General features: G+C 69.8%; 17 protein-coding genes and 2 pseudogenes. 6 read left to right on the top strand and 13 right to left on the bottom strand.

Features of this window, described 5'->3' with window-relative positions; genetic code table 11:
* Window positions 1-80: 80 nt before the first annotated feature.
* Window positions 81-899 (bottom strand): hypothetical protein, encoded by an 819-nt coding sequence (locus tag BTH_RS34905; RefSeq protein ID WP_223297092.1) that lies wholly within the window; start codon window positions 897-899, stop codon window positions 81-83.
* A gap of 169 nt (window positions 900-1,068) precedes the next feature.
* Window positions 1,069-1,269 carry a hypothetical protein gene (locus BTH_RS33110; RefSeq protein ID WP_127446353.1) on the bottom strand — a complete coding sequence of 67 codons (201 nt, stop codon included), beginning with the start codon at window positions 1,267-1,269 and terminating at the stop codon, window positions 1,069-1,071.
* Between the two features lie 126 nt (window positions 1,270-1,395).
* Between BTH_RS33110 and BTH_RS02240 the strand changes: the two genes are divergently transcribed.
* Both BTH_RS02240 and BTH_RS02235 read left to right on the top strand, forming a co-directional pair.
* Complete coding sequence (locus tag BTH_RS02240) at window positions 1,396-2,655, top strand: IS256 family transposase (protein ID WP_009891862.1); 1,260 nt, start codon at window positions 1,396-1,398, stop codon at window positions 2,653-2,655.
* Between the two features lie 364 nt (window positions 2,656-3,019).
* A complete protein-coding gene (locus BTH_RS02235) occupies window positions 3,020-3,529 on the top strand; it encodes a hypothetical protein (protein ID WP_025370103.1) in 510 nt (169 codons plus the stop codon).
* Between the two features lie 140 nt (window positions 3,530-3,669).
* Here BTH_RS02235 and BTH_RS02230 read toward each other — a convergent pair whose 3' ends face one another.
* From BTH_RS02230 to atpD, 11 genes and pseudogenes are all read right to left on the bottom strand, one after another.
* Window positions 3,670-4,107, bottom strand: a complete 438-nt coding sequence (locus BTH_RS02230; RefSeq protein WP_009895354.1) for a hypothetical protein — start codon at window positions 4,105-4,107, stop codon at window positions 3,670-3,672.
* A 96-nt stretch (window positions 4,108-4,203) separates the two neighbouring features.
* Window positions 4,204-5,229: an alcohol dehydrogenase AdhP gene (gene adhP, locus BTH_RS02225; protein WP_009895352.1), complete on the bottom strand. Its 1,026-nt coding sequence runs from the start codon at window positions 5,227-5,229 to the stop codon at window positions 4,204-4,206.
* A gap of 205 nt (window positions 5,230-5,434) precedes the next feature.
* Window positions 5,435-6,283 (bottom strand): F0F1 ATP synthase subunit gamma, encoded by an 849-nt coding sequence (locus BTH_RS02220; protein WP_009895349.1) that lies wholly within the window; start codon window positions 6,281-6,283, stop codon window positions 5,435-5,437.
* 54 nt (window positions 6,284-6,337) lie between these two features.
* Window positions 6,338-7,950 (bottom strand): annotated as a pseudogene (locus BTH_RS02215) (F0F1 ATP synthase subunit alpha); the annotation flags it as partial.
* The gene (locus tag BTH_RS02210) at window positions 7,934-8,683 is read right to left on the bottom strand and encodes an ATP synthase F0 subunit B (protein ID WP_009895346.1); all 750 of its coding nucleotides are present in this window, start codon (window positions 8,681-8,683) and stop codon (window positions 7,934-7,936) included. The gene BTH_RS02210 and the pseudogene BTH_RS02215, both read right to left, overlap by 17 nt.
* A 13-nt stretch (window positions 8,684-8,696) precedes the next feature.
* Window positions 8,697-8,945 carry a F0F1 ATP synthase subunit C gene (locus tag BTH_RS02205; protein WP_004187193.1) on the bottom strand — a complete coding sequence of 83 codons (249 nt, stop codon included), beginning with the start codon at window positions 8,943-8,945 and terminating at the stop codon, window positions 8,697-8,699.
* Entirely contained in the window at window positions 8,942-9,643 is a 702-nt protein-coding gene (locus tag BTH_RS02200) for a F0F1 ATP synthase subunit A (RefSeq protein WP_009895316.1), read from the bottom strand. Before BTH_RS02200 ends, BTH_RS02205 begins: the two co-directional genes overlap by 4 nt.
* Entirely contained in the window at window positions 9,640-9,948 is a 309-nt protein-coding gene (locus BTH_RS02195) for an ATP synthase subunit I (RefSeq protein WP_025370100.1), read from the bottom strand. Before BTH_RS02195 ends, BTH_RS02200 begins: the two co-directional genes overlap by 4 nt.
* A complete protein-coding gene (locus BTH_RS02190) occupies window positions 9,941-10,429 on the bottom strand; it encodes an AtpZ/AtpI family protein (RefSeq protein WP_009895313.1) in 489 nt (162 codons plus the stop codon). Before BTH_RS02190 ends, BTH_RS02195 begins: the two co-directional genes overlap by 8 nt.
* The gene (locus tag BTH_RS02185; protein ID WP_009895311.1) at window positions 10,426-10,881 is read right to left on the bottom strand and encodes a F0F1 ATP synthase subunit epsilon; all 456 of its coding nucleotides are present in this window, start codon (window positions 10,879-10,881) and stop codon (window positions 10,426-10,428) included. Before BTH_RS02185 ends, BTH_RS02190 begins: the two co-directional genes overlap by 4 nt.
* Window positions 10,871-12,397: a F0F1 ATP synthase subunit beta gene (gene atpD, locus BTH_RS02180; RefSeq protein WP_025370099.1), complete on the bottom strand. Its 1,527-nt coding sequence runs from the start codon at window positions 12,395-12,397 to the stop codon at window positions 10,871-10,873. The genes BTH_RS02185 and atpD overlap by 11 nt, the downstream gene beginning before the upstream one ends.
* On the opposite strand from atpD, the pseudogene BTH_RS35515 reads away from it, so the two are divergent.
* The 4 genes and pseudogenes from BTH_RS35515 (at window position 12,369) to BTH_RS02165 (ending at window position 17,131) form a co-directional block, all read left to right on the top strand.
* Window positions 12,369-12,624, top strand: a pseudogene (locus BTH_RS35515) (hypothetical protein). The gene atpD and the pseudogene BTH_RS35515 overlap by 29 nt on opposite strands.
* Window positions 12,625-12,748: 124 nt before the next feature.
* A complete protein-coding gene (locus tag BTH_RS02175) occupies window positions 12,749-14,542 on the top strand; it encodes a PHA/PHB synthase family protein (protein WP_009895308.1) in 1,794 nt (597 codons plus the stop codon).
* 10 nt (window positions 14,543-14,552) lie between these two features.
* Window positions 14,553-15,956 (top strand): bifunctional enoyl-CoA hydratase/phosphate acetyltransferase, encoded by a 1,404-nt coding sequence (locus tag BTH_RS02170; RefSeq protein WP_009895306.1) that lies wholly within the window; start codon window positions 14,553-14,555, stop codon window positions 15,954-15,956.
* Window positions 15,953-17,131, top strand: coding sequence for an acetate/propionate family kinase (locus BTH_RS02165; RefSeq protein ID WP_009895304.1), 1,179 nt, complete (start codon window positions 15,953-15,955; stop codon window positions 17,129-17,131). The genes BTH_RS02170 and BTH_RS02165 overlap by 4 nt, the downstream gene beginning before the upstream one ends.
* Window positions 17,132-17,332 lie beyond the last annotated feature (201 nt).

Genomic DNA, 17,332 nt, shown 5'->3' with positions numbered 1-17,332 from the left:
GAACGGGTATCGCAATCGGCCGCGCGGCCGCGTCGAACGCCTCGAATCGTGCCGCGCCGCAAGCGCGTCAGGCGTGCCGGTCAATCGAACTGCGGTGATTTCGTCGTGATCACCGGCTTTGCCGTTACGCTGCGCGTGATCGGCAGCGGATTTTGCCGGACCGTCGACGTCGCCGCCGGCGGCTGTTCCGAAATCACAGCATCGTCATGACGGCTGGTTGCCGTGTAGGCTGCATTTCCGTATGCCGCCATCGGAAAGTTCTTCTTGAATTCGTCGAAGAGCTTTTCCGCCGCAGTTTCGGGCGTCATCGCGCTAGCCTCGGGGTTGCCGGGATTCCGCGTCTGAATCACATGGAGTGCGCCTTGAGCTGTGCGCGGCGTCATCGGAAATTGCGCGGAATGGTGCGCGTCGGTTCCGATTCCGGCTGTCCGTAACGGCGGGATGTGTGCCGGCCTGTTTGAATCGGACGGAAAAAACGACGCCGTTCCGCGCGGTCGATAATTGACGTCTTCGATAGGATGTTGATTGGAAAAAACGGCAACATTTTCGGGAAGCGCGTCGCCGTGCATGTGATGGGCCATGCCGGGGTTCACGACGAATACCCCATGATCGCAGGGATTCCCGGATTCGTCGCCGATCCCGGCGCTCCTGCGATTGCCGCCCGCGATCAATCCGTCCCGGTCGATATGGCGGAGATTGTGCTCCCCTGTCGTGTGCAAATAGGCCTTGGGGAGGCTCAGTTGCGCAGGCTGCTTGAATGGCGTGAGCGGCGCGAGCGCCTGAGGCGGATGAGGCGATTCGCGACGTGGACCGGATTCGGGTGCGTTGCTTTTCTGTTGCTCGCCCGCGTTGAACAACAAGCTCAGTCCGCTAGGCCGGCCGGTACGGAGTGGATCCATGGCGTCTTCTCTATAGTGGGTATGTCGGACAGTATCGTGTCTCGGATGCGGTCTCCGGCGAATGCGAATCGCGAATGCATGGCTCGGTGCGCGAAGCCGGCAGAGCGGTCTTGAATGCACGCCCTGCGCGGGCCTCGCAGTCGCGCAAAGGACAAGCGCGGAGGGCCTGTCAGGGCAGGCCCGACGGAAAGGTCTCCCGTAACCGGTCGGCATTGCGTTCGCGCGCCAACAGATGCGGCTCCGTCGAAATCGACACATCGCCCACCGCCGACATGCATGGCAAGGCATTCCGGCGCGGGGGCCGGCAGCGATCGTGCGCATCGGTGGTCAAGGATGTGTTGCTCGACGTCTGCGGCGGTTGCTCAGGCATGCGTCGCTGCAAACGACGTCGGCGTCGGCGACAGTCGATCGAAATGGGTAGCCGCCCCAACTGAGCGAGTGAGCCTATCCGAATGTTTGTGTGTGAGGCATAAACTGATGGCCAAGGAGCCACTTTATGCCACGCAAACGCAAGGAAGAAGTGACGATTGAACCGGGCAAGGGCTTGAACCTGGACCCGGAACTGATCAAGCAACTGGTACCCGGAACGCTGGATCGGGCAACGATCAACGAGCAGCTCGCCGCGCTCAAGAAAGCAATCTTCGAACGCGCGCTGGGCGGCGAACTGACCCACCACCTCGGCTACGAGAAGGGCGATGCCAAGCCGGCAGGCCGCACGAACCACCGCAACGGCACCAGCCGCAAGCGCATCACGACCGACGACGACCTGCTCGACGTCGAGATTCCGCGCGACCGAGAAGGCACCTTCGATCCGGTGCTGATCGCCAAGGGCGAGCGACGCTTCACCGGCTTTGACGACAAGATCATCGCGATGTACGCACGCGGCATGAGCGTGCGGGAGATTCAGGGTTTCCTGCTGGAGATGTACGGCATCGAGGTGTCGCCGGACTTCATCAGTACGGTGACCGATGCCGTGATCGACGAAGTGCGCGAATGGCAGCAGCGGCCGCTCGAGCCGATGTACCCGGTCGTGTTCTTCGACGCCTTGCGAGTCAAGATCCGCGACGAAGGCGTGGTCCGCAACAAGGCGATCTACCTGGCGCTGGGCGTGCGCCGCGACGGCACACGCGACGTGTTGGGCCTTTGGATCGAGCAGACCGAGGGGGCCAAGTTCTGGCTGCGGGTGGTGAACGACCTTAAGCTGCGCGGCGTGCAGGATATCCTGATCGCCGTGGTCGACGGCCTGAAGGGCTTCCCGGAAGCGATCAACACGGTGTTCCCGGAAACGACGGTCCAGACCTGCATCGTGCATCTGATCCGGAACTCACTGGACTTCGCCAGCTGGAAAGACAGGAAATCGGTCGCAGCGGCGCTCAAGGAGGTCTATCGGGCACCGTCGGCCGAAGCGGCCGCCGTGGCGCTGGAAGCGTTCGATACGAGCCCGTGGGGTACGAAATACCCTCCGATTGCCGCGCTCTGGCGCCGAGCCTGGGATCAGGTGATTCCGTTCTACGCCTTCGCGCCTGACATCCGGAAAATTGTATATACGACCAACGCGATCGAGTCGCTGCACATGCAGCTTCGGAAGATCATCAAGGCGCGCGGCCACTTCCCGTCGGACGAGGCCGCGCTCAAACTGATCTGGCTGGCGCTGCGCAACGTCGTTGCCAAGTGGACCGGCTCCCGGCACGATTGGAAGAGTGCCATGACTCAGTTCGCACTGCTTTACCCGGAACGATTCAACATTGGAGTCTGAATCTCAACCCGCCTCACACACGAAATTCCGGATACCCCCGAGCGAGTGACCGCAACTGCTTGCCGGGCTTTCGTTGAATGAAGGCGCCTCGAAGAACCGAACCGGATCGACAAGCGCCCCAGTTCCCCATCAAATCCCTAAACACGTTGAACGCTTGATCCCAAACGGCGCCCCATGGCTCCGCGTGGCCCGGCGCGTCCCACCACCGCCCAGCGCAACGCTTGCCGAAGCCCGCGTATCACCTAGACTTCGTCATATAGGCCTCGAACACCGAGCCTATCTCGCACGCGGCTGGCCGGGCAAAACGCCATCGAAGTCATGGGGTCCGACGCACATGCCCGGGCGTCCCCTGACAGAGGTCATCATGAGACGAATCTATTTCCTGCTGCCCGACACGGACACGGCACGGGTGATCGTCGACGAACTGTTGGTCAAGCGCATCGAATGGCGGCGCATCCACGTCGTCGCGAACGACAACATTCCGCTGGAGAATCTGCCCGAAGCGACGATCGCGCAAAGCAGCGATCTGCTGCCCGCGCTCGCTCGTGGAACCGCTGCCGGCGGCGTCACCGGCGCGCTCGCCGGGTTGGCCGCGATCGCGTTTCCGCCCGCCGGCCTCACGATCGCGGGCGGCGCGGTGGTCGCGTTCGCGATCGCCGGGGCAGGCTTCGGCGCGTGGGTCGGCACGATGATCGGCGTCAGCGTGCCGAATACGCGGCTGAAACACTTCGAGGACGCGGTCGAAAAAGGCGAATTGCTGATGATGATCGACGTGCACCGCGACCGCGTCGAGGAAATCGAAGCGCTGATCAAGCAGCATCATCCGGACGCCCATTTGGAAGGGACCGATCCGACTATTCCGGCCTTCCCGTAACACGACGCGGGACACGTTGGCGGCGAGCCGATGCGCGCGCCGGCGCAAGCGTCGCGTGCCGGCGACAGCCGTGCCGCAGTTCGCGAGCGACAGCCGGGCGAGCTTCGCCTTTCATCGCGATCCGCACCGAACAGAAGGGTTTAGCGAGAATCCTCCTGAGACGCGAAGCGCGAAAAATTCAATCGCAGAAATCGCACGACGAAATACCACGCCCCCGTGAACATCGGGGCTTCGGGTCGCGCCTCGTCAATGACGGCGCAATTGCCGCCCGCGGCCGGGAGGATTCGGTATCGCACGCCGCCTTGCGAGAATGTCTTCGGCATGCGCTCCCATGCCCGACGAATGCCGCGCATCAGCGCCTCGAAGTCCGACGGCGCGACTTCGTCCGCCGAAATTGTCGTCCACGCTTCCTGAAACTGAACTTGGTCCGTGTTCCCGGCATCCGGGACGACGTCGATCTCACACCCCATCGATTCGGCGAAAGAAAGCTCGTCGCGCATCCCGTTCTCGAACGCCGCGTGGCTTACCCCGTAAAGCGCCAGCGTGCGCTGGTCGACATGGATTCTGATTCGGCTCATGTTTTTTTTGTTGAACGTCAGCGGTATCGGCCAAGCAGCGCCGATCGATGTGCGATCCGCTCGGCACAGGCGGCCGCGCCGCCCTCGCCCTTCGCGTCACTCCCCGGTCAACACGATCCGCCCGTCGACCTTCCCTTCGCGCAGCGCCGTGAACACGCTATTGATGTTCTCCAGCTTGTCGCGATGGATATGCGCGCGCACGAGCCCTTCGGCCGCGAAGTCGAGCGACTCCTGAAGATCGCGCCGCGTGCCGACGATCGAGCCGCGCACCGTGATCCCGTTGAGCACCGTCGAGAAAATCGGCAGCGGAAAATCCCCCGGCGGCAGCCCGTTCAACGATACCGTCCCGCCTCGCCGCACCATGCCGAGCGCCTGCGCGAACGCGCTGCGCGACACGGCCGTCACGAGCACGCCGTGCACGCCGCCGATCTCCTTCTGGATCACCGCGGCGGGATCGTCCCTCGACGCGTCGACGACGAACGCCGCACCCAGCTTGCGCGCAAGCTCGAGCTTCTCGTGCGCGACGTCGACCGCGACGACGTGCAGCCCCATCGCCTTCGCGTACTGGACCGCGACGTGCCCGAGCCCGCCGATCCCCGAGATCGCGATCCATTGGCCGGGGCGCGTATCGGTCACGCGAATGCCCTTGTAGACGGTCACGCCCGCGCACAGGATCGGCGCGATTTCGTCGAACGCGACGTTGCTCGGCAGATGGCCGACGTAGTTCGGATCGGCGAGCACGTATTCCGCATAACTGCCGTTCACCGAATAGCCGGTGTTCTGCTGCTCGTGGCACAGCGTTTCCCAGCCGGTCTGGCAATACTCGCAATGGCCGCATGCGGTGTAGAGCCACGGCACGCCGACGCGATCGCCCTCTTTCACGTGCTTGACGCCGCCGCCCACCGCCGTCACGAAGCCGACGCCCTCGTGCCCCGGAATGAACGGCAGCGTCGGCTTGACGGGCCAGTCGCCGTCGGCCGCGTGCAGATCGGTATGGCACACGCCCGACGCCTTGATGTTCACGAGGATCTGGCCCGGGCCAGGCGTCGGCACTGGGACTTCCTCGATGCGAAGCGGTTCGCCGAATGCGTGTACCACCGCGGCCTTCATGTATTGCGCCATCAGTCGCTCCTGGTTGGTTCGATGCCCGATCGAGTATCGATCACGCACGGCGCGCGCCATTGACATGCGTCAACCGCGCCCGGCGCGATGCGCGGCGCAGTTGACGATTCGCGTGCCCGGCGCGATGCGTGCGCGCGGCGCTCGATCGAGCAATCGCGAAATCGCGAGATCGCGCGATTGCGTCGTCACGCCGCCACGTCCGGGTTCACAACCCGCTCGCCGCAAGCTCGACGATGTCCGCCGTGATCTCGTCCTGCCGGGCGATCCGGTATGCCTGCAACAGCTCGCCGAGCGTGCGCTCGACCGATTCGCGCGCGGCGATCATCGCGCGCGTGCGCGCCTCGTTCTCCGCGGCGAACGCGAGCATCGCCGCCTCGCACAGCTCGACGAACACGTACGCCTGCGCGAGCTCCGCGAGCAGCGTCGCGGGCGGCAGGTGCACGAGCGGCGGCTGCACGCGCGGCGCGGTGTCGAAGCGCGCGTAGTCGAACGGCAGCAGACGGCGTTCGATCACGTCGAGCCGCGGCGCGCCGCCCGGCATCGCATGGACGATCGACACCGGCTGCGCGCCGCGCTTCGCGAGATGCGCGTACAGCGCGTCGGTGATCCGGTTCGCGAGATGCACGACGTCGTCCGCGTGCGACGCCATCGGCGTGCGCCACACGAGCGGCACGCCGCCCGCTTCGGCGAGCATCGCGCCGCGCGAGCCGATCATCATGTATTCGCGCGACACGTCCGCGTCGGGCTGCGTCGCGCGGTCGATCAACTGCGCGTTGTATGCGCCGACGAAGCCCTGCTCGCTGCAGAGCACGACGACGAGCCGCGCGCGCGGCACGCCGCGCCTCGCGGCGGCCGTCTCGCCCGACGGCGCGCCCGCCGACAGCGCGTCGCCGATCGCCGCGCCGACCGTCGCCGCCGACGCGCGGATGCCCGGCAAGCGCTGCTGCGCCTCGTGCGCGCGCGCGGCGGCAACGCCCTGCATCGCGCCGATCACGGTCTGCAGTTGGCGCGCGGTGTCGGTGCGCGCTTCGATCGCGGCGAGCTTGTCGCTCATCGCTTGCGCGGCGCGCCGGCTTCGGCGCCGCCCGGCGGCGTCGGGGCGATGCTTGTCGCATCGCCGCTCGCGTGTTCGCCGTCGAGCGCACCGCCCATGTCGTCCGCCGCGTCCTCCGCGTGCCCGCCCGCCGCCGCGCGATGCGCGGCGTCCGCAGCAACCCGCTCGACCAGTTCGCCGATCGATTCCGCGAGCATCGAAAGCGCCGCGTCGTCCGCGAGCCGGTCGCGCGGCGGCGCGAGCCGCGCGTCGAGCCACGACGGCAGCCGCTCGCGCAACGGCGCGACGAGATCCGGCGACATCGCATCGAGCACGCCCGCCGCGAGCGCCTTCAGCAGCACGACCTCGTCGAGCGTGCGCAGCGCGCGAAAGCGCGGCTGCGTGATCAACGCGCGAATCCGCTCGCCGCGCGTGATCTGCGCGCGCAGCCGCGCGTCGGTGAGCCCGCCGAAGCGCGTGAACGCCTCCAGCTCGAGGAACTGCGCGTAGTCGAGCCGCAGGCGGCCTGACGCGGCGCGCAGCGCCGGATGCTGCGCCTTGCCGCCGACGCGGCTCACGCTCAGCCCAACGTCGACGGCCGGCCGCTGGTTCGCGGCGAACAGCGCCGAATCGAGCACGATCTGCCCGTCGGTGATCGAAATCAGGTTCGTCGGAATGTACGCGGCGAGGTTGCCCGCGTCGGTCTCCGCGATCGGCAGCGCGGACAGCGATCCGCCGCCGAGCTTGGCCGACAGCTTCGCCGCCCGTTCGAGCAGGCGCGCGTGCACGTAGAAGATATCGCCGGGGTACGCCTCGCGGCCGGGCGGCTCGCGCGTGAGCAGCGCGAGCTCGCGGTGCGTCGCCGCGTGCTTCGTCAGATCGTCGACGACGACGAGCGCGTGCTGCCCGCGGTCCCGGAAGTACTCGGCGACCGAAAAGCCCGCGAACGGCGCGATCCACTGCAGCCCCGGCGCGCACGCGGCCGGCGCGACGACGAAGATGCAGCGCTCGGGCGCGCCGTAACGGCGCACCGCGTCGATCACGCGCCGCACCGCGCTCGCGCGCTGGCCGATCGCGACGTACACGCAGATCACGTCCGAATGCCGCTGGTTGACGATCGCGTCGATCGCGAGCGAGGTCTTGCCGGTCGCGCGATCGCCGATGATCAGCTCGCGCTGGCCGCGCCCGATCGTGAAGAGCGCGTCGACGATCAGCACGCCGGTATCGAGCGGCTCGCTGACGAGGTCGCGCTCGATGATCTCGGGCGCGGGGCGCTCGATCGGCAGCGTGTCCGCCGTGCCGAGCGGCGCGCCGCCGTCGAGCGGACGGCCGAGCGGATCGACGACGCGCCCGAGCAGTTGCGGCCCGACCGGCACTTCGAGCACCGCGCCCGTGCGCGTGACCGCCGTCTGCGCCTGAACGCCCGCGTCGGGATCGAGCAGCACGACGCTGATCAGATCCTCGTCGAGCGTATGCGCGAAGCCGGTGACGCCGCCGTCGAAGCGCAGCACTTCGTTGAGCATCGCGTCCTCGAGGCCCGACACGAACGCGATCCCGTCCGCGACGCGCTCGACTCGCCCGAGCGCCTGCGCGACGGGCGCGAGCGCGACGCACGCGAGCGCGCCGCGGCGGCGCGCGAGCCAGCGCGCATCGGCGGCGGCCCCGGTTGCATCAGGCGTTTGCGTCATCGTCGTTCAGCAGTGCCGCCTCGATGGTCGCGAGATCCTGGCGCAGGCTGTTGCGCACGTTCGCGTATTTCGATTCGAGCTCAAGCCCCGCGATCAGCGCGGGATCGATGCGCACGTCGGGCTCGAGCGGCCGCCCGACGCTCGCCGCGAACGCCGCGCGGCACGCGGCCGCCTCCTGCGCGGTCAGCGCGCGCGGCGCGACGAGCCTCACCTGCGCGTCGTCGCCGGCGAGCGACGCGCGCACGTCGGCCGGCAGCTTCGCGAGAGACGCCGCGACGCCGTCGACGAAGCCCGCGACGCGCGCGCTGTCCGGCAGCCGCGCGAGCAGCTTCGCAGCGATGTCGATCGCGAGGCGCGTCGCGTGCGCGTCGAGCGCCTTCGCGCGCCGCGCGGCGTCGGCGTCCGCCTGCGCGCGCGCCGCGTCGCGCAGCGCCCGCGCGTCGGCGCGCGCGGCGTCGATCAGGCGCTCGCGCTCGGTGGCGGCTTGCGCGAGCGCGTCCTTCAGCGCGTCGTCGCGCGCCGCGGCGAGCGACGCGCGCTCGCCGCGCACCCGCTCACGCTCGGCGCGCGCGGCGTCGCGCTCGTGCGCCGCGTCGTCGATCAGCTTGCGCGCGGCGGCCTGGCGCTTCGCGATGATGTCGCTCACGGGGCGAAACAGGAAGCGCGACAGCAGCCACACGAGCACGACGACGTTGATCGTCTGCAGCGCGAGCGTGGACCAGTCGATTCGCATCGCCGCCCCCTCGTCACTTGACGAACGGATTCGCGAACAGCAGCAGCAGCGCGACGACGAGGCAGTAGATCGCCATCGTCTCGATCATCGCGAGCCCGACGAACAGCGTGCGCGACACGGTGCCGGACGCGTCGGGCTGCCGCGCGATCGCGTCCATCGCCGCGCCGACCGCGCGCCCCTCGGCAAGCGCTGGACCGATCGCGCCGAACGACACGGCGAGCGCGGCCGCCGCGATGCTGACCACTTCGATGAGATTGTTCATGCATTCTCCTGCCCGCGCCGCGGCGCGGAAGTTTCGTCACCGGACACCGCCGCGCCGATGAACACCATCGACAGCACCATGAAGATGTACGCCTGCACCGTGCCCGTCAGCAGATCGAGCGCCATCAGCGGAATCGGCACGAACAGGCCGGCGAGCGACAGCACGATGCCGATCACGAACACGCCGCTCATCACGTTGCCGAACAGACGCACGATCAGCGAGAACGTGCGCGTCAGCTGCTCGACGACGTTCAGCGGAATCATCACCCACGTCGGCTCGGCGAACGTCGCGAGATAGCCGCGCACGCCGCGCACGCGCACGCCGTAGTAGAGCGTCGCCGCGAGCACGACGAGCGCGAGCGCGGCGTCGGTCTCGAGGTGCGCGGTGGGCGGCTCGACGCCCGGCACGAGCGACGTGCCGTTCGCGCAGAACACGAACACGAAGATCGTGCCGATCAGCGCGCGATAGCGCGCGGGCGGCGTCTGCATCGTGTCGGCGATCTGCGCGTCGATCGTCGCGACGAACAGCTCGAGCACGCTTTGCAGCCGCGACGGCGCTTCGACGCTCAGCCGCCCGCGCGCGGCGAGCGCGAGCGCGACGAGCGCGGCCATGATCGCCCACGTCGCGAGCACGGGTGCGGAGATGCCGACGGGGCCGATCGAGAACATCGGCACGGTCGACAGCGGCGACGCGTTCATTGCCGCGCTCCCGTCAGCGCGGCCGCGCGGCGCACCGCGAGCGCGCGCGCGGCGAAGAAGCCGGCCGAGCCCGCGACGAGCATGCCGAAACCCGCGCGCGCGAGCACGACGAGCACCGCCACCGCGAGCGCGATCCGCACGAACTGCAACGCGAGCGCCGCGCCCGCGCGCCCCGCGACGAACAGCCGGCTGTTCCAGCCGAGCGATACGAAATGGCACGCGCCGGCGGCGAACCCGGCCGCCAGCCCGATCACGGCGGCGATGCCGTCGAACGACGCGCGCGCGGTGTCCCACATGTCAATCATCGCGATCTCCTTCTTGTTGACCTTTCATCCAGCGCCACGCGAGCCAGAAGCCGAGCGCCGCGCCGAGCATCACGAGCGGCGCGGAAAAGAACACGCGCGACGCGAACACGCGGTCAAGCCAGCGCCCGATCGCGAGCGCGGCGAGCGTCGGCGCGACGATCGTCCAGCCGAGCACGCCGATCTGCGCAAGCCGCCGGCCGAGCGACGGCTCCGGATCGCGCGCGCCGCGCGCCGCGCGCGTCGCCGCCGTGCGCGCCGCCTGCGCGACGCGGTCGGCGGCGGGCTTCGGCGCGGCGTCGGCGGGCCGCACGGCCGGGGGCCTTCCGCCATCGCGCGCGGCGGGAGATCCGGATGATTCCGGCGACGGCTCGCGCGGCGCACCGTCGCGCGCGTCGTCCCGCGCGGCGCTCGCCCCGGCGCGGCGCGCGTCGCCGCGCGCCGCATCGTCGCGCTTCGCTTCGAACGGCCGGCGCTTCGTCATTCGAGCGTCTCCGGCTTCATCGGCGCGAGCATGCCGTCCTTCGCATGCTCGGGCCGCAGATACGTAAGCAGCCGCCGCACCGCCTGCGCATGCAGCCGCGTCTCGTCGACGCGCGCGCGGCGCTTCTCGTCGAGCTGCGTCTCGCGCACGCCGCGCACCACCGCTTCGAGCTCCGCGAGCGACTCGCCGAGCACCGCGTCGCGGCACGCGATCTCGATGCGCGCGCCGCGCGTCACGCGCAGCACGCCGCCGTCGAGCGCGGCGTAATGCATCGCGTCGTCGGCGGTGCGCCAGCGCACGACCGACGCGCGCAGCAGCGTGACGAAATCGACATGGCCCGCGCGGATGCCGAACGCGCCGCTCGCGTCCTCGGCGCGCAGCGACACGATCGGCAGATCGTCGACGCACACGCGCGCCGGCGTCGCGATCGTCACGCGCAGCTCAGCGGCCATGCTGCGCGCCTTGCGGCCCGGCGGAGCCGGACGCGGCGCCCGCCGCCGCATCGCGCCGCGCATCCGCTTCGCGCGCCGCCTCTTCCTTGCGCCGCGCATCGTCGAGCGTGCCGACCATGTACAGCGAGCTCTCGCGCCAGTCGTCGCAATCGCCGCGCAGGATCGCGCGGCAGCCGGCGATCGTGTCGGCGATCTCGACCGACGCGCCCGCCTGTCCCGTGAACGCCTCGGTCACCGCGAACGGCTGCGTGAGAAAGCGCTGCAGCCGGCGCGCGCGGCCGACGATGCGGCGATCGTCCGCGCCGAGCTCGTCGATGCCGAGCAGCGCGATCACGTCCTGCAGTTCGCGGTAATGCTCGATCACGCGGCGCACCTCGATCGCGACCTCGACGTGCGCTTCGCCGACGACGAGCGGATCGAGCAGGATCGACGACGACGCGACCGGGTCGATCGCCGGGTACATGCCTTCGGCCGCCATCGCGCGCGACAGCACGACCATGCTGTCGACGTGCGCGGCGATCGCGGTGACGGCGGGATCGGTGAAATCGTCGGCGGGCACGTAGACGGCCTCGATCGCCGTCACCGCCGCGCCCTCGACCGACGCGATGCGCTCCTGCAGCGCCGCGACCTCGCTCGCGAGCGTCGGCTGATAGCCGACCCGCGACGGCAGCCGCCCGAGCAGGCCCGACACCTCCGCGCCCGCCTGCACGAAGCGAAACACGTTGTCCATCAGGAGCAGCACGTTCTGCGCGCGCTCGTCGCGGAAATACTCGGCGATCGCGAGCGCGGTGAGCGGCACGCGCCAGCGCGCGCCGGGCGGCTCGTTCATCTGCCCGTAGACGAGCACCGTGCGGCCGAGCACGCCGGAGCCGCGCATGTCGAGCAGCATCTCGTGCCCTTCGCGCGAGCGCTCGCCGATGCCGGCGAACACCGAGATCCCGCGATAGCGCTCGACCATCGCGTGGATCAGCTCCATCACGAGCACCGTCTTGCCGACGCCCGCGCCGCCGAACATCGCGGCCTTGCCGCCCTGCGCGAGCGGCGCGAGCAGATCGATCACCTTGATGCCGGTCGCGAACAGCGCGGTCGCGCTCTTCTGCTCGGCGAGCGGCGGCGCGCCGCGATGGATCGGCCGCCGCGCGACGTCCGCCGCCAGCGCCGCGCCGTCGTCGCCGGGCTCGCCCGTGACGCTCAGCAGGCGGCCGAGCACCGCGTCGCCGACAGGCACGCGAATCGGCCCGCCCGTCGCGCGCACGGCGGCGCCGCGCCGCAGCCCGCCCGTCGGGCCGAGCGCGAGCGCGCGCACCGCCGCGTCGCTCAGGTGCGCGTGCACCTCGGCGAGGATCGGCGCGGCGCCGTCGATCGGAATCACGAGCGCGTCGTTCAGCGCGGGCAGCACGCCGCCGTCGAACGCGACGTCGACGACCGCGCCGCGCACCGCGACGACGCGCCCGTCGCTCACGCCGTGCTTCGCTTGCGCCTGCGCCGTGCCGTTCGTCGCTTGCAGGTCCGCCACCGTCGCTCCCATCTGGCTGTTTCGAAGATGGCTTCACCATAACGGCGCGCGCCGCCCGCCGGCTGATCTCGGTCAAGAAACGGGAAATCGCCAGATGAAACGCGGCGTCTCGCGATGCGAAACGATCGACGCGCGGGCACGGCGGCGACGCGTCGCGCACGGCGTCCAACGTTGATTCAAATCAGATTCCGCAGACCTATGCATGGCTACAGTGGCCGTGTCAGTGATCGTCGACGCATGCGATCGAAGCGCGCGGCAACGCCCGCGCCGCGGCTTCGCGCACGGCCGGCCGCATCGGCTGCCGTGCCTCGTCATGCTCCCGCCCGCGCAGCGCCAGCCGAAGGAAGACCGATGGACACACGCCATGCCCCCGAATCCGGCGCGCCCGACGCGCCGCTGCCCGCCCACCCGCCCGTGTCGCACGAACCGGAAAACCCGTACCGCATCTTCGATCTCGCGAAGGAGGCATCGGTCGCGAAGCTGACGTCGGGCCTGTCGCCGGCCTCGCTGCGGCTCGCGCTGTCGGACTGGCTGATCCATCTCGCGGCCGCGCCCGGCAAGCGCGCGGAGCTCGCGACGCTCGCGATGAAGCACGCGACGCTGCTCGCCGAATACCTGTTCGAGGCGGCGACCGGGCGCACGCCCGCGCTGCCCGCGCAGCCGTCGCCGGGCGACCGGCGCTTTCGCGCGAGCGCGTGGCAGTTCGAGCCGTACCGCTTCTGGCACCAGTCGTTCCTGCTCGCCGAGCAATGGTGGCGCGCGGCGACCCGCGACGTGCCCGGCGTGTCGCCGCATCACGAGGACGTCGTCGCGTTTTCCGCGCGGCAGTTGCTCGACATGCTCGCGCCGGCGAACTACGTCGCGACGAATCCGGAGGTCGCGCAGCGCACCGCGCTCACGGGCGGCGCGAATCTCGTGCAGGGCGCGTGGAACTATCTGGACGACATCCGCCGCCTGCTGACCAAGCAGCCGCCCGCGGGCGCCGAGCACTTCGAGGTCGGCAAGAATCTCGCGACGACGCCCGGCCGCGTGGTGTTCCGCAACCACCTGATCGAGCTGCTGCAGTACGGCCCGACGACGGCCGACGTCTACGCGGAGCCCGTGCTGATCGTGCCCGCGTGGATCATGAAGTACTACATCCTCGATCTGTCGGCGCACAACTCGCTCATCCGCTACCTGGTCGGCGCGGGGCACACGGTGTTCTGCGTCTCGTGGCGCAACGTCGACGCGAGCGACCGCGACCTGGGCCTCGACGACTACCGCAGGCTCGGCGTGATGGACGCGCTCGACACGATCGGCAAGATCGTGCCCGGCGCGAAGGTCCACGCGACCGGCTACTGCCTCGGCGGCACGCTGCTTTCGATCGCGGCGGCCGCGATGGCGAACGCGGGCGACGAGCGCCTCGCGTCGGTCACGCTGCTCGCCGCGCAGACGGATTTCACCGAGCCGGGCGAACTGCAGCTTTTCATCGACGACAGCGAGATCTACTTCCTCGAAAGCATGATGTGGGAGCGCGGATTTCTCGGCGCGCACCAGATGGCGGGATCATTCCAGCTGCTGATGTCGAACGACCTGATCTGGTCGCGCGTGATTCACGACTACCTGCTCGGCAAGCGCACGCCGATGATCGACCTGATGGCGTGGAACGCCGATTCGACGCGGATGCCGTACCGGATGCACTCCGAGTATCTGCGCCACCTGTTCCTCGACAACGACCTCGCGACGAACCGCTACGTGATCGGCGGGCAGACGGTGTCGGTGCACAACATCCGCGCGCCGTTCTTCGTCGTCGGCACCGAGCACGACCACATCGCGCCGTGGCGCTCCGTCTACAAGATCCACTACCTGACCGACAGCGACGTGACGTTCGTGCTGACGGCCGGCGGCCACAACGCGGGCATCGTCAGCGAGCCGGGCCATCCGAAGCGCCATTACCGGATGAAAGTGACGGCCGCCGACGCGCCGAACATCTCGCCCGACGAATGGCTCGCCGGCGCGACCGACTTCGAAGGCTCGTGGTGGCCCGCGTGGCACGCGTGGCTCGCGCGGCATTCGGGCGCGCAGCGCGTCGCGCCGCCGCCGCTCGGCAAGCCGGGCGCGCGCGCGCTCGGCGACGCGCCGGGCACCTACGTGTTCCAGAAATAAGGAGCGCCGCGTGGACCGCGAAATCCTGCAGAACCGCCCGTTCGATTCGCTCGCGATCGGCGACAGCGCATCGCTCGTGCGCATCGCGTCGCGCGACGACATCGACCTGTTCGCCGCGATGTCCGGCGACGTGAACCCCGCGCACCTCGACGCGACGTTCGCCGCGCACGACCTGTTCGGCCACGTCGTCGTTCACGGGATGTGGACTGGCGCGCTCGTGTCCGCGGTGCTCGGCACGAAGCTGCCGGGGCCCGGCACGATCTATCTCGACCAGACGCTCGAGTTCCGGCATCCGGTCGCGCCGGGCGACACGATCACGGCCACCGTGACCGTCAAGGAAAAGCGCGCGGACAAGCGGATCGTGCTGCTCGACACCCGCTGCACGAACCAGGACGGCCACGTCGTGCTGCGCGGCGTGGCGACCGTGATCGCGCCCGCCACGCCGATCGCGTGGGAACGCGTGCCGGGGCCCGATGTCGCGGTGCGCCGCCACGACCGCTACGAGACGTTCGTGCGCGCCGCGCGCGAGCAGCCGCCGCTGCGCACCGCGGTCGTCCATCCGTGCTCGCCGGACGCGATCCGCGCGGCGATCGACGCGCGCGACGCGAACCTGATCGAGCCGATCCTGGTCGGCCCGGAGGCGAAGATCCGCGCGGTCGCCGACGCGGCCGGCGTGAATCTCGCGGGCGTGCCGATCGTGGCGGTCGAGCACAGTCACGCGGCGGCCGCGCGCGCGGTCGAGATGGGCAGCGCGGGCGAGGTCGCCGCGCTGATGAAGGGCAGCCTGCACACCGACGAGCTGCTCGCCGCGGTCGTCGGCCCCGCGTCGCTGCTGCGCACCGAACGGCGCATCAGCCATGTGTATGCGATGGACGTGCCCGCGTATCCGAAGCCGCTCGTCATCACCGATGCGGCGATCAACATCGCGCCGACGCTCGAGCAAAAACGCGACATCTGCCAGAACGCGGTCGACCTGCTGCACGTGCTCGGCGTCGAGCGGCCGCGCGTCGCGGTGCTCGCGGCGGTCGAGACCGTCAATCCGAAAATGCCGTCCACGCTCGATGCGGCCGCGCTCACCGTGATGGCCGCGCGCGGACAGATCGCGGGCGCGATCGTCGACGGGCCGCTTGCGTTCGACAATGCGATAAGCGCGGTCGCCGCCACGTCGAAGGGCATCGCGTCGCCCGTCGCCGGCGACGCCGACGTCCTGCTCGTGCCGGATCTCGAAGCGGGCAACATGCTCGCGAAGCAACTGATGTACTTCGCGGGCGCCGACGCCGCGGGCCTCGTGCTCGGCGCGCGGCTGCCGATCATCCTGACGAGCCGCGCGGACAGCCTGCGCGTGCGGATCGCTTCGGCCGCGCTCGCGAAGCTCGTCGCCGAAAGGACGCGCGCCGGCGCGCTCGCGTCATGAGCGAGCCGCTGCTGCTCACGTTCAATGCCGGCTCGTCGACGCTGAAGATCGGCCTCTACAGCGTCGCGAACGGCGAGCCCGCGCCGCTCGGGCGCGGCAAGATCGACTTCAACCGCACGCCGCTGCAGCTCGAATACTCGAACAGCGGCGACGCGCACACGGTGCCGCTCGCCGCGAGCGTCACCGACGATCTGCACGACGTGCTCGACGAGGCGCTCAACTGGATCGGCGCGCATCTGCCGGTGCACGAGCTGGTGTCGGTGGGGCACCGCGTCGTGCACGGCGGCGACGCGTTCGGCGGGCCGGTGCGCATCGACGAGCGCACGCTCGACGCGATCGCGGCGCTCGTGCCGCTCGCGCCGCTGCATCAGCCGCAGAGCGTTCGGCTGATTCGCGCGCTGCGCCACCTGCGGCCGCATCTGCCGCAGGTGGCGTCGTTCGACACCGCATTCCACCGCACGCAGTCCGATCTCGTGCGGCGCTTCGCGCTGCCGCGCGCGCTGTTCGACGAAGGCGTCAAACGCTACGGCTTTCATGGGCTGTCGTACCGGTACGTCGCCGGGCGGCTGCGCGAGCGGCATCCGGCGGTGGCGCGCGGCAAGGTCGTCGCCGCGCATCTCGGCAGCGGCGCGAGCCTCTGCGCGCTCGACGCGGGCGTGAGCCGCGACACCAGCATGGGCTTCTCGACGCTCGACGGCGTTCCGATGGCGACGCGCTGCGGCACGCTCGACGCGGGCGTCGTGCTGCACCTGCAGAAGACGCTCGGCTACTCGGTCGACGACGTCGAGCAGATGCTGTATCACCGCTCGGGCTTGCTCGGCGTGTCCGGCGTGAGCGGCGACGCGCGCGCGCTGCTCGCCGATCCGTCGGCCGGCGCGCGCGATGCGCTCGCGCTGTTCGCGTTCCGGATCGCGGGCGAGGCGGCGCGGCTCGCGACGACGCTCGGCGGGCTCGACGCGCTCGTGTTCACCGCGGGCATCGGCGAGCATCAGCCGCAAACGCGCGCCGCGGTGTGCGAGCGGCTGCGCTGGCTCGGCGTCGAACTCGACGCGGACGCGAACGCGCGCAATGCGGAGATCGTGAGCAGCGACGCAAGCCGCGTCGCGGTGCTCGTCGTGCCGACCGACGAAGAGCAGGTGATCGCGCGGGATGCGGCGTCGGTTCTGCATGCGTGAGCGCATGAGCGCATGCGGGCGTCGCCCGGCGGCAACGGCATGGGCATCGCCGATGCGTCGCGCTTCGCGCGCGACGGCGCGCGACGGCTACCGTGCGCAATGCGATTCGTACGGCATGCGATATCGGCCGGGCGGACTCAATCGCGCGGCGCGCGCGAGCGCCCCGGCCGGCGGCCGCGACGCGGCTTGCTGCGTCGCGCC

It is taken from the genome of Burkholderia thailandensis E264 (assembly GCF_000012365.1).
Classification (GTDB): domain Bacteria; phylum Pseudomonadota; class Gammaproteobacteria; order Burkholderiales; family Burkholderiaceae; genus Burkholderia; species Burkholderia thailandensis.
The sequence above is the reverse complement of the archived record's forward strand: the minus strand, read 5'-3'. Positions and strand labels throughout refer to the sequence as shown.